Below are 12,537 nucleotides of genomic sequence, written 5' to 3' on the forward strand. Positions count from 1 at the left end.
CCGCTCCGTTTTGAACCGCGAAGGCGCAAAGATCGCAAAGAAATCTCTTTTTTCTCTTTGCGCCCTTTGCGCCTACACGCTGGCCTTGCCCGACGCGCCGGGCAGGACGTAAAGGATGATGGCCTCGGCCAGCGTCACCACCTTCTTCGTCTTCGGGTCCAGCCCGCTGGCCGTGCCTTTGAAATACCAGGCGTAGCCTTTGGTCACTGTGTAAGCCGTATACTTGCGATCGGCGATGCCGGGAAACGTATTCTTCGCCAGCGTCAGAGCCGAGTCGGCGTTGAGCGTGCCGGTGTTGCTCACCGCCAACGAGTACACGCCCAGGCTCGACCCCTGCACGTCCACATTCACGTCGCCCGAAATCGTGCCACTGCCATAACTGAGCGAAGCCGCGCCGTTGCTCAGCACCGCGCCGTAAGACTTCACCGCCAGCTTGGCCGTTGCGCTCTGAGCCGCGCCACCTGATGTCGTCTGTGTCAGCAGTTTGTTCACATCGCCGGTCAACCCGCCCGCTTTTTTCACGGTGACGTTGATGCCCAACACTGTAGAGGCATAAGAAGTGATCGCCTTTGAAGCGTCGCCGGATGAAACAGTGGCCGGCGGCGTGACGGTGGCCTTGATGGCCGACACGGTTCCGGCTTTGGTGGCCGCCGCGGCGGCAGTGGCCGCGATCTTAGTGGAAGCCGCCCCGGCGGTGGCGGCCACGTTTGACCCGCCCGCGCCGCGCGTGGGCAGGGTAGGCAAGGCAGCGGCCATGTTCGCCGAAGCCTGAGGCGCGGCGGCGGCTAACGCCACCGCGCAGGTCAGAGTCAAAACGAGAATTTGCAGGAAGAGTTTTTTGGACATTCAACATACTCCAGGTTAAGTTTCGGGACAGTGTATACCAAAACCGGGGCAGGTTGGGTGAAAATAACGTAAAATGAACCACCTCTGAGCTCGTCATGCTAAAATAACTTCAATGATCGTCTTCCGATGGAGTAGTATCCAATGGCTGCAAAACCTAAACGAGTCAAAGAAGCAAAAGCGCCCTATCGCGCAAAACGCAAATCCCCTGCTAAGTCACACTCGACAAGAGTGAATCTTCGTTGGGCTGATGTCGAAAGCGCAACCGGGCCTATCATCCTCGAACGAAACGGTCGGCCTGTGGCCGTGGTCGTCAAATACGCTAATTGGGTTGGAACCACTGCGCCCGACGCTATCACCAATGCTAGCGAGAAAGCTGACTGGCGAGCGCGCATTTTGAGCTATGCTGGAATGTGGCTGGATTTGCCAACCGAAACGTGGGCGGCACTGAAGGGCGAAATTGAGCGGCGCGCGGAATTTTTCGCCGAGAGAGGCACGAATTGGTAGATAAGCGATTACTCGACACTGATATTTTGATCGAGTTCTTTCGGAAGAATTCTGTGGTGGTGAACCATGCGGCAGATTACTTGGCTGATCACCCTCGGTTGAGCATTTCCATCATCACCTATTATGAAGTCTTGCGTGGCTTGAGGTATGTAAACGTAGAAAGCCAGCTACGTCTCTTTGAAAACTTTGCCACCGATGCACCCTCGTCACAAATAACTCGACTCATTTCGCTCGCATACCTGGGTTACAAATCGAAAACTGGACTGTTTGATTACCTCTCCTGCACCACCACCACCACCCTCTCACTCTCCGTCACATTCCCTGCCGCGTCCACCGCCCGAACATAAATCGAATGTTGCCCGGTTCCTCCTAACTTCCAGCGTGAAGTGAAGGGGGCGACGGTGGTCGTATCCAACTTCGCCCCATCCACAAAAACTTCGACGTAAGCCAGAGACAGGTTGTCTTGCGCCTCTGGCTGGATGACGACCGCTTCATCCGAGCCGAGGGCAAAGAGTTGGCCCTCGGTGGGTGTCACCAGCGTCACCGTCGGCGGGGTGTTGTCCACCGTCACCTGCACTGTATAGTTGACGAAGGTCTGGTCGTTCTTCACCACCAGCAGTTGCACCGAATAGAGTCCGTTCAACCCGGTCGTGTCCCAGGGTTGTAGATCGCCGTTCTCGATCTGTTCGCCCCGGTCGCCGCCGATCTGAGTCCACTGCGTGGGGTTCAGCCCCGGCCCGAACTGGACGCGAAAGAACGAGAAGTTTTCGCTCTTCACCGTGCCGGTGATCGGCGCCGCGCCGTGAATGTACGAGAACGGCTGCAAGGAGGCGATGAAGACATCGCCGCCGGCCACAGCCTCGGGCGGCGAGTAAATCGTGTCGTACTCGGCGGGCGGCTGAGGCAGGCCGGCCTGGCGCACCCAGTCGGCGGCCTCGGGCGGCAGAATTTCGTACACCCGCTTCTCTACCAGTTCGGGCGGCGTGTACACTGTGGCCAGCTTGCCCGTCTCGCGGTTGATCTGAAACGCCTGCCACACGTTGTCTTCAGCCGCCGGCTCGGTGCCGCTGATGAAAACTTCGTTGACCAGACTCTGGCAGTCGCGGGTGGGCAGGAGGCCCGACGGATAGCACACGGTAACATGATTGACTCCCGGCGGCTCCGGCCACTCTTCGATTGGCAAATTCTGCGTCGCGTATTTCATCACCGCATGCCAGATCGGCGCGGCCCCGGTGAGGCCGGTCACTTTTTCCATCGGCGACGAATCGGTGTTGCCCACCCACACGCCTACCGCCGCCTGCGGCGTGTAGCCGAGCGTCCAGTTGTCAATGAAGTCGTCGGTCGTGCCGGTCTTCACGGCGGCGGGGCGATCAATCTCCAGCGGGTTGGGCCGGCCAAATGCGCCGATGCGGGCTTCGTTGTCCGAAAGCACGTGGGTGATCAGGTAAGCCAGCGGCGCTTCCAGCACCTGCTGAGTCTTCGACTCGGTGAACGAGCAGGCCTCGTCGTTCTTTTCGCCGCAGGCAACAAGCAGGCTGCCTTTCGAGTCTTCGATGCGCAGGATGGAAACGGGATCAAGCTGGCGGTAGCCACCCCGCCGCGACTCCGGGGGAACCGCCACTCCGGCCATGCGGCCTCCGTTTGCCATCACCGAATAAGCGTAAGTCATGTCGAGCAGTGACACTTCGCCGCCGCCGAGGGTGAGGGCCAGGCCGTAAAAGTTGGTCTCGCGGTCGAGGGTGTTGAGGCCCATGCGGTGGGCGGTGCGAATGACGTTTTCCACGCCAACACGGTTCATCATGTCTACTGCCGGGATGTTGTAGGAACGGGCCAGGGCAATGCGCAAGCTGACCGGGCCGTGAAACTGGCGGTCGTAGTTTTCGGGGACGTAGGGAATGCCGGTGTCTTGCGGAAAGGCCGTGCGCACGTCGAGCACCATGGTAGCCGGCGTGTAGCCTTGCGAGAAAGCAGTGAGGTAAGTGAAAGGCTTGAACGACGAGCCGGGCTGGCGGCGGCCATCGGCGGCCACGTTGAAGCGGCCATCAATCGCATCTTCCCAATAATCCAGCGAACCGAGCATTGCCAGAATCTGGCCGGTCCTGGGATCCATGACGACGACTGAGGCATTGGACACGTTGTGATCCACGCCGATGTCGGCCTGGCGCATGGGCGGCAAGAAAGAGGCCGCCTCACAAGCAGTGCCGGAGTCGGTGGCGATGACCAGAGCCGGGTCGCCCCCGCTGAGGCGGGCGACCTGAGTCCGGGCGGCGCATTCCACTTGATCCTGCAAGCCCAGATCAATCGTGGTGATCACTTTGAGTCCGCCGCGAAAGGTGAGGTCGGGGCCAAGCTGGTTGACGAGTTCGTTGAGGGCAAAGAGGCTGAAGTGCGGGGCGCGGATGTCGAAGCGTTGGGCGAACGGGTGGAGGCGGCTCAATACATCTTCGGCCTTCGCCTGTTCGGCTTCGGCTTTGGTGATGTAACCCTCGCGGGCCATCGCGTCGAGCACAAGCTCTTGCCGGTGCTTTGCGTCTTCGGGCGCGTCGAGCGGGTTGAGGGCCGGGAACTGCGGAATGGCGGCCAGCAGGGCGCTTTCGGCCAAATCTAACTCGGAGGCCGACTTGCCAAAGTAGACGCGGGCGGCGGCGTCAATGCCATAGGCCAGGTTGCCGTAGAAGTTGGTGTTGAGATACCACTCCAGAATTTGATCTTTGCTGTAGCGCTCGGTCACTTCGGCGGCGATGAAGACTTCGCGCAGTTTGCGGTCGTAAGATTGCTCGGCCACTTTGCCGGGGGCGATGATGACGTTTTTGACCAACTGCTGGGTGATGGTGGAGCCGCCCTGCACCGACCCGCCGCGCAGGTTGGAGACGAAGGCGCGAATGATGCCTTCGACGTCGTAGCCGGGGTTGGTGAAAAACGTTTTGTCTTCGATGGAAATAGTGGCTTCGACGAAGTGTTTCGGAATCTTATCAATGCTCAGCCATTGCCGGTCTCCGGCGCGCGGGTCAATCACTTCGTACAGCAGTTGGGTTCCGGTGCGGTCATAGATTTTCGTCGTCTGAAAGAATTGGTTGTTGGTGGAGCTAAAGGCCGCTTCGAGCGTTTCGGCTGAGGGCAGGTCGGCGACGTAGCTAGTGTAGGCTTGCGAGAGGGCGATGCCGGCGATGACGAGCGCGGCGATGACGACGCTGACGGTAGAAAGGGCGAGCGTTGCCAGCGCCCGCCAAAGGCGGCTGAGGCCGTTCTGGCCGGCTTCGCGGCGCTGGCGGCGATGGCGGATGAGGGTGGAGGAGGATGGCATGGGAGGAGAACAACGGATCAATCGAATTATACGGATTTGGGTTTGAGGAAAGAGGGAGTGAGTGAGGCGTCGTGAAAGTTGGCGACGATGCCCAACGGAACTTGCTGATCACGCAACCAGTCGCAGAGCATTTCAGGGTGGAGGTCGGCAAGGTTTTGGATGGCGGCGGGAAAGACCAGCACTTCACTGCCAACGCGCAGGTGGCCGAACTTGAGTTCGCCGAGGATTGTGCCGTGATAGAAAACCTGAATGGCTTTTTGCGGTTTGACCGGGAGGCCGCGCAATTTGAGTTCGTGATAGCAGGCGTTGGCGTAGATGCGGTGAATAAATCCCGGCCCCAGTGTAGCATGAACGTCAAACAGCCCGCCGACGATTTCGTAGACCAGCCTTGGATCGATCAGTTTTGACGGAGTGAGGCTGGCGGCAGCGCGTTCGATTTGTGACTTCGCCACTCGCGGCTCGCGTGGCGCGAAGTAGAGCCGCTCAAACTCCGGCTTCGGCCCGCCAAAGTTGAGCAGTAATCCAACTTGCTTGCCTGTCGCTTTGAGGTAGGAAAGCAGTTGGGCTTTGTGCAAGCGAGTGAGGCCCGGCACGGCTTTGTTTTCGATGACGACTTCTCCGGCAATGACAATATCCAGAATTTGCTTGCCGACGATTTTCTCTTTGTAGAGAACTTGCCACTCCGGTTGGAGCGTACACACGACGCTCATCGCGTTCAAGTCATGCGCCATTGCCCGATCATAGAACCGCTCCGGGTAGATCCGCGATGTGCCGTTATAGACGTCGTAATAGGCGCGGAGAATGGAGGCGGTGAGGGCTTTATGGAGAAGTTCAGTCATGTGGGTTGAGGAAGAACAACGGACGCTTCGCGCGAATTATGCGGATTGATCCGTCGAATTCGGTCGATCCGTTGTTCTGATTCATCGTTGCAGGGCAATCCTTTCAACAACAGCGGATCATCCGAATTACGCGGATCAAATCCGTCGAATTCGGTTGATCCGTTGTTCTCCTCCTCCAGCCAGCGCACGCCACACGCGGCTAAAACCGTGCTGGCTGGCTTCGCGGCGTTGGCGGCGGTGGCGGATGATGGAGGAGGGGGAGGGCATGAGGGGAAGTATAGGCCGAAAAGGAGAATCTCAAAAGGCGGCCCGCTCAATAACAACGGATCATCCGAATTACGCGGATCAAATCCGTCGAATTCGGTTAATCCGTTGTTCTCCTCCTCCAGCCAGCCCGCGCCACACACGGCTAAAACCGTGCTGGCTGGCTTCGCGGCGCTGGCGGCGATGGCGGATGAGGGTGGAGGAGGATGGCATAGGATAATGTCTGTGAGTCAGCGCCCCGGGCTTTCTTGCAAGAATTGTAGTCTTTCTTCAGCGGTGAGTTGCCGGGTGATGCGTGACTCGGCAAGGGCAACCAAGTCTTCAACTTGCATCAGATACAGGCGCAAAATACCGTTGGCATCGGTGGTTGCCAGATATTTTCCGTCCGGGCTGTAAGTAATGCTGAGCAGAGCATACTGCGCCCCGACCAGCCTAATTAATTCCTGTCCGGTTGCCACATCCCAGATAATGGCAGTCTTATCAACACTGGCGGTGGCAAGCCGCGTACCATCAGGGCTGAAAGCGATATCCTTAACTTCTGCATTGTGTCCATTGAATACGCGAACCTGCGCGCCGGTTGAAGCATCCCAAAGGCGCGCAGTCTGATCAAGGCTGCTGGTTGCAATCCATTGACCATTTGGGCTGTAGGCCACGCCGACAACCCCGTCGCCGTGCTTTAGCGTAAATAACGTTTTCCCTGTTCCCACATCCCACACCCGCGCTGTGCCATCCATGCTGGCAGTAACGAGACGCGTATCGTCCAAACTAAAGGCGGCCTCCAAAATGAAACTCGTGTGATCCTCAAGAGGCGGTTGGATTTCGTCGCCGGTCGCAACGTCCCGGATGTGAACGAGGTTATCACGTCCGGCAGTGACGACAAGCCGATTGTCGTGGCTGAAAGTCACGGCGTGCATGATCCACCCTCCTGATTCTGTTAATACCTTAATCTCCCTGCCGCTGTTCGCATTCCAGATACTTACAGTACCATCGTCGCTGGGTGCGGCAATAAGTGAGCCATCTGAGTTGTACGTCGGGTGGCCGACATTGAATAGATGGTCGTCCAGGAGCAATGACTCATCATCCGGTTTCTCGATATTCCAGACTCGCACCAATCCATCAGAGCCACCGGTGGCAATGTGACGGCCGTCTGGGCTGAATGTCGCTACGAGCGGTTGTTCCGAGCCGCTGAAGGCGCGCCACTCGACGCCGGGAGTCGTCTCCCACAAGCGGGCTGTGTTGTCACCTGCTGTGAGGAGAAGATTAGGGGCGGTTGGGGCAAAGGCAACCGTGTAGATTCCGCTCGTGTGGCCCCGCAGGACGGCTATTTCTTCTCCGGTGGCAACATTCGAGATACGCGCCGTTTTGTCCCAACTGGCGGTAGCAATGTAATTGTCATCCGGGCTGAGGGCGGTGGCGCTAATGTACAAACTGTGGCCCGTAAACCGGTGTGACAACAACGTTCCACTCGCCGCATCCCAGATGCAGGCATTGTAGTAATAGCCACCTGCTGTTACGAGTATGTCGCCGCTAAGATTGTAGGTCAGGTTAATCGGCCAACAATCATTGTCGCCGCCAAACTCAAACAACTCCAAACTTGCCGTGGCATCCCAAATGCGCGCTAAACCGTCTCCGCCAATGGTGGCAATTTGTGTGCCGTCGGAATTGAATGTGGCTGTGACCGGGAAGACGATAGGTGGATAAGCCATCCACTTCCGTCCTTCCCGCCCGGAAGCAGCATCCCAGATACGGACAGTGCCATCCTCCCCAGCAGTGACAATCAACTTTCCATCTGGCGAAAACTGGGCATCTCTGACAGCGCCTTCATGCCCGTTCAGAGTCTTCATTTCCTGACTCGTCTCCGCATCCCACACCCGCGCTGTCCCGTCCTTGCTCGCCGTGACCACATACTTGTCATCGGGCGAAAACCGGGCGCTCAAGACCGCGTCGTTATGCCCGGACAGCACGTAAAGTGCCTCACCCGTCACGGCATTCCAGACGATGGCAGTTTTATCATCGCTGGCGGTGATAATACGTTGACCATCGGTGGAAAATCGGGCGCTCCAGACTTCGCCGGTATGTCCGCGAAATGCCAATCGAATCTGCGAAGCGCCAAAGGCCTGATGGAGGGCATTCTCAGCTTCAAAGAGGGGGGCTGTTCGATAAGCTTCCAGAGCAAGCAGAACTGCTCGTTCCGGGTCGGCGTTGATTTGGTTCAAAGCGACCGCCGCCAATTGGCGGGCTAAGGAGATTTGACTCTGGCGTTGGGCCTCAGTTGCATTCCGATTGGACAAAACCCCAAAGAACACAGCCGCTACAGCGGCCAACAGGGCCACCGCCCCTACGATGGTGAGCGTTCGATTACGCGCGCGTAAGCGGGCCGATGACTGTTCGGCCTCTCTCGCCCGTTCGGTTTCTGCTTTGCGGCGGGCTTCGGTTTCCTCGGCCAACTTTCGGGCGTCATCCAATTCCTTTTGCCGCCGCGCTTCATCTTCCCGTCGTTCACGTTCCACCTCAGCGCGACTCTCGGCCAACAACTGCTCTGCTTCTGCTGTGAGCCGCAACTCAGCAATGTACGGCTCAATCACCTTCAACCGATCTTCCGTCAGCAGAGTCTTGTAGCGGCGATACGCCCGCGCTTCCTGCTCCAGCAATTCCTGCGCCGCTTTGCGGGCCTGCACATCCGGGTCAAGTTTGATCTCACCCAGCAAATAATCGTGCGCCAATTCGTAAACCAGACCGTCATCGGTTTCGTTAGCGCGCAACAGACGGCTGTCTACCAACTGGCTCAAGATGATGTCGAGGGTTTCGGGCGTGACGCCCTTCACTCCCATTTCGGCCACGAGGTCGCGATGGAGGCGAACGACGCGCTGGGCCTCGGAAGAGATGAGGGTTTCGAGCAGGCGGCGGGCGGCGGCGCGTTGTTCGGGGCGCAAGTCACGCGACAGAACGCGCTCCAAATGCCCGCGCAAGATTCCGGCGGCCCCCCCTTCACGTTCATAAAGGGCGCGGGTGATGAGGGTCTGCCCGGCTTCAAGTTCTTCAAACAACGAGAGACACACCAGTTGAATTTGCGGTGGGGCAATCTCGTTCTTGCCCAAGTCGTCGAGCAAGGCATCAATCAGGCCGGGTTCAAAGGCGAGGCCCTGCCTCTCGGCAGGCTTGGCGATCACCTCTTGCGCTTCGACGCGAGTCAAGCGGTTCAGGCGATAGTCGTTCTCGAACGGGCTACGAATGCGCGGACGGAAGTTGGCGAGATTGCCGAAGTATTCACTCCGCAAGGCCAGCACCCAGCGCACGTTGAGGCCGTCATCGTACAAGCATTCGGCCAAATCGCCGATAAAAGCCTCTCGGTCGGTCTCGGCTAATTGTGTAAAGGCCTCTTCAAACTGGTCGAGCAAAATGTAGAGAGTCGTCTGCGCGCCAAGCACATTGCACACTTGCCGCAAGAAATCACGCAGAGGCAACTGGCCGGGGTTGGCGATGAAAGCGCGCTTGATGACAACTGAGGGCGAGAGGTTGTAAGGGCGAAGGTACAACGGCAAGTGCCCGGCGGCGATCAGTTGTGGGGAAAGCCCGGCCTGCAGGAGCGAGGTCTTGCCCGCGCCGGACTCGGAGTGCAGAACGGTGAGCGGGCCACGCCCCAGGTTTTGCAGAAGGTCGTGGATGGCGCGCTCACGGCCAAAGAACAGTTCGGCGTCGCTCAGTCGGTATTCGAGCAAGCCTTTGTACGGGCCGCCCGTCTTGGCGTCGGCGGTCTCGCTGGCGCGGGTTTGCAGACGACTGACGAAGGCGCTGACACCCTGCGCCAACTCCTGCCGCTCAAACTCGCGCGCAAGTTTCGCCTCTTCTACGGCGCTGAGGGCGTGTTGGTAGATGTTCTGAATATTGGTGACGAGCTTGTCACGGCCAACCACATCGCCAGCGCCGATGGTGAGTTGGGCACCTTTGTCGAGGCTGATACCACCCTGAGAAATATTGCCAGTGAGATCGTCGGCCATAGCCGTTTTATATCACGAATGAGGCGAAGGCGCGAATAGCCCCGTTGCTCAAATTCACCACAGGCGATATACTCCCCTCCGTCGAAGGAGATTGCCCCGTGAAGCCCCCTATCGTACTTATCATTGACGACGACCGAGAAATCGTCCATCTAATTGAAACTACCCTCAGCGCCAAAGGCTACAACCTGTCGGCGGCATTCGATGCCCGCCAGGGCCTGGCCCTGGCCCTCAGCGACCCGCCCGACCTCATCCTGCTCGACTACGGCCTGCCCGGCAAGGACGGCCTGGCCCTGCTCAAAGACCTGCGGGCCACGCCCGACATGGAGAACGTGCCGGTCATCATGATCACCGCCCGGCCTTCGTCCGAGTTGGTGAATGAAGTCAGGCAGTATCGAGTCTCCGGCTTCATCGCCAAACCGTTCGATATCGGCCTGCTCGTAGAACGGGTGATGAAAATCGTGCCACTGGCGAGCGATGAACAGAACCGTTCATGACACCTTCCAAAACCATATTGATCACCGGTTGTTCCACCGGCTTTGGCCGCATCACCGCTTTGCATTTTGCCAAACTTGGCTGGCGGGTGTTTGGTACCGTTCGCAAAGAGGCAGATCAGGAAAGCCTGCTGAGGGAAAAGAAGGAAAGAGGGGAAATTGTTCCGCTGATTTGCGATGTCACGAATGAGAGTCAGGTGCAAGAACTGGGCCGGGCGGTAGCGGCCCAAACGCCGACGCTCGACGCGCTGGTAAACAACGCCGGCTCGGCCTTTGCCGCGCCGCTGGAATTGCTCCCGCCCGATGTCCTGCGCGAACAGTTCGACCTGAATGTGATCGCCCAACTGGCCGTGACTCAGGCCGTGATGCCTTTGCTCAAGGCGGCGAAAGGAACGATCATCAACGTCAGCAGCATCGGCGGGCGGATCACCTCGCCCCTGCTCGGCGCTTACACCGCCAGCAAGTTTGCGCTGGAAGCCATCAGCGACACCTTGCGAGTGGAACTGGCCCCGTTTAGGGTAAAGGTGGTGGTGATCGAACCGGGATCAAGCCCCACTGCCATTTGGGAGACCAGCCTCAGCCGGGCATTGACGATGCTGGCCGAGCGCAACATTGACTCCCGCGCTTACGCGCCGCTGATTGAGCGGGTGAAAGAAACGTCAGTCCAGCGGGCCAGCGTCGGCTTCCCCCCCCAACTTTTCGCCGACACGGTTGAAAAGATTCTCGTCAGCCCCGATCCGCAAACCCGCTATCCCATCCCGGCCAGCGTCGGTTGGGTCATTCGCTTGCGCCGCTTTGCGCCCGACAAGTGGTGGGACGGGCTGGTGCGACGGCGAACGAAGTGGTGATTTGGAGGTTAGAGGTTGGAGGTTGGAGATTAGAGGTTAGAGTTTCTCGGCTACGAGAAAGTGCGAGAGGCCAAGACTCTGGAGGGGCGTGTTCTCGAACACATACAACCCGCCGCGAATCACTTTGCCCAGCGCGCCCAGCCGGGCAATGAGGTTGTCGTAGCCGCCGAAGATGATCGCGTGGCGGACGATCTTCACCGGCAGACCGTTGAAAAGTTTACGCAAGCCGCCGGTCGTGTAAGCCCGAACGTGCGGCGCGAGTTTGTTGCGAAGCGGGTCGGGCAAATAGTTGACGAGCGGGATGTTGCCGAAGTGATAGCGCCCGCGCCAGTAGACGCCGTGAGTCTCCACCGGATACCAACGATTGGGGCAGAAGAGCACGAGCCGCCCGCCCGGTCTCCCCGACTCGGGGTCGGGGCTGCGTAGAACCCGGATCATCTCACGAACGGCGGCGACATCGTCCTGAACATGCTCGATCACTTCATGCGACAAGATCGCATCGAACGAGTCTGAGGCATACGGCAGGAACTCACCCGCGCCGCACACCAGGTGATCCAAACGTTTAGCCGCCTCGGCCACCCGATCAAATTCTATGTCCAAGCCGTGAGCGCAGGCCGCAAACGCGCCAAGCTTTTCGACGTACATCCCCACGCCGCAACCATCCACCAGAACCCGGCCGCCTTCGATCGTCGGCGCGGCCTCGCGAATCAGGTTTAGCCGCCGCGCCTGCCCCGCCCGCCACACGTAAGACGGCTCGCCGCGCAGGGCGGCTTTATCAGAATGCCCGGTCACGGTAGTTCGATTTCCTCTTTGAAGCCAAATCGAACTTTGTTGTCAATCAACCTGATCCACTTTGGCGTGAAGCGATAGAACTCACTGCGCGAGACTTCATCTTCGAACTCGACGACGAACGGGAACCTGGCCTTGTACACCTCCCAGGCGTGCTCGCGGCCCGGCCCGGCGGGCAGGTGGTGAACGCGGCCTTCCATCTGCACCCCGGCGATTTCCTGCCAAGTCCACGCTTCGTTGTGAACCGTCACCGCGGCCTGACTGTTGACGGCGATGTTCAGGCTGTGGCGGCTTTTGGGGCTGGAGACGAAGAGGAGCGAGCCATCGTCGTCAACGGCGAAGAAGAGCGGGGCCGATTGCGGCTGGCCGTCGGCGTTGACGGTGGAGAGCGCCAGCGTGGAGTGAGCGGCCAGAAAATTTTGGATTTTGGACTGCGGATTTTCGATTGGGGCGTTCATTTAGCGCCTGCGTAAAGCGATCATTGCCCCGGCGGCGACGGCAATGACGCCCAGAATGATGTTGCCGCCGGGGATGCTGATGCCGACCACTGACAGCACACCCAGTACAATCAGGACGATACCAATGACAAGGCGAAGCGGATCATGGGTAAGTTTCATATGATGCTCCTTTGGGGATGAGGGTTGCCTTGATTTT

Annotated in this window: 11 protein-coding genes; 3 read left to right on the forward strand and 8 right to left on the reverse strand. The window is 58.8% G+C overall.

The genetic code is table 11. The features are described 5' to 3' along the window. Positions 1-72 precede the first annotated feature (72 nt). Complete coding sequence (locus tag HYZ49_01195; GenBank protein MBI3240897.1) at positions 73-846, reverse strand: hypothetical protein; 774 nt, start codon at positions 844-846, stop codon at positions 73-75. Between the two features lie 141 nt (positions 847-987). Here HYZ49_01195 and HYZ49_01200 point away from each other — a divergent pair, with 141 nt between their 5' ends. After that, positions 988-1,350: a hypothetical protein gene (locus HYZ49_01200; GenBank protein ID MBI3240898.1), complete on the forward strand. Its 363-nt coding sequence runs from the start codon at positions 988-990 to the stop codon at positions 1,348-1,350. Positions 1,351-1,621: 271 nt separating this feature from the next. On the opposite strand, the gene HYZ49_01205 is transcribed toward HYZ49_01200, so the two are convergent. The 4 genes from HYZ49_01205 to HYZ49_01220 all read right to left on the reverse strand — a co-directional run bounded on the left by HYZ49_01205 (position 1,622) and on the right by HYZ49_01220 (position 9,755). Next, positions 1,622-4,654, reverse strand: coding sequence for a transglycosylase domain-containing protein (locus HYZ49_01205; GenBank protein MBI3240899.1), 3,033 nt, complete (start codon positions 4,652-4,654; stop codon positions 1,622-1,624). 26 nt (positions 4,655-4,680) lie between these two features. Next, complete coding sequence (locus HYZ49_01210; protein MBI3240900.1) at positions 4,681-5,493, reverse strand: GxxExxY protein; 813 nt, start codon at positions 5,491-5,493, stop codon at positions 4,681-4,683. Then, positions 5,490-5,900 carry a hypothetical protein gene (locus HYZ49_01215; GenBank protein MBI3240901.1) on the reverse strand — a complete coding sequence of 137 codons (411 nt, stop codon included), beginning with the start codon at positions 5,898-5,900 and terminating at the stop codon, positions 5,490-5,492. The genes HYZ49_01210 and HYZ49_01215 overlap by 4 nt, the downstream gene beginning before the upstream one ends. 87 nt (positions 5,901-5,987) lie before the next feature. Next, positions 5,988-9,755: a hypothetical protein gene (locus HYZ49_01220; protein MBI3240902.1), complete on the reverse strand. Its 3,768-nt coding sequence runs from the start codon at positions 9,753-9,755 to the stop codon at positions 5,988-5,990. A gap of 98 nt (positions 9,756-9,853) precedes the next feature. On the opposite strand from HYZ49_01220, the gene HYZ49_01225 reads away from it, so the two are divergent. Both HYZ49_01225 and HYZ49_01230 read left to right on the forward strand, forming a co-directional pair. Next, complete coding sequence (locus HYZ49_01225; GenBank protein ID MBI3240903.1) at positions 9,854-10,249, forward strand: response regulator; 396 nt, start codon at positions 9,854-9,856, stop codon at positions 10,247-10,249. Continuing rightward, positions 10,246-11,094, forward strand: a complete 849-nt coding sequence (locus HYZ49_01230) for an SDR family oxidoreductase (GenBank protein ID MBI3240904.1) — start codon at positions 10,246-10,248, stop codon at positions 11,092-11,094. Before HYZ49_01225 ends, HYZ49_01230 begins: the two co-directional genes overlap by 4 nt. A 36-nt stretch (positions 11,095-11,130) precedes the next feature. On the opposite strand, the gene HYZ49_01235 is transcribed toward HYZ49_01230, so the two are convergent. From HYZ49_01235 to HYZ49_01245, 3 genes are read right to left on the reverse strand one after another with little or no spacing between them, the layout of a single operon-like run. Further along, the gene (locus tag HYZ49_01235) at positions 11,131-11,886 is read right to left on the reverse strand and encodes a class I SAM-dependent methyltransferase (GenBank protein ID MBI3240905.1); all 756 of its coding nucleotides are present in this window, start codon (positions 11,884-11,886) and stop codon (positions 11,131-11,133) included. After that, complete coding sequence (locus HYZ49_01240) at positions 11,883-12,341, reverse strand: pyridoxamine 5'-phosphate oxidase family protein (protein ID MBI3240906.1); 459 nt, start codon at positions 12,339-12,341, stop codon at positions 11,883-11,885. Before HYZ49_01240 ends, HYZ49_01235 begins: the two co-directional genes overlap by 4 nt. Further along, the gene (locus tag HYZ49_01245) at positions 12,342-12,500 is read right to left on the reverse strand and encodes a hypothetical protein (protein ID MBI3240907.1); all 159 of its coding nucleotides are present in this window, start codon (positions 12,498-12,500) and stop codon (positions 12,342-12,344) included. It lies immediately after the preceding gene. Positions 12,501-12,537 lie beyond the last annotated feature (37 nt).

This window comes from Chloroflexota bacterium (assembly GCA_016197225.1).
Classification (GTDB): Bacteria; Chloroflexota; Anaerolineae; order Anaerolineales; family VGOW01; genus VGOW01.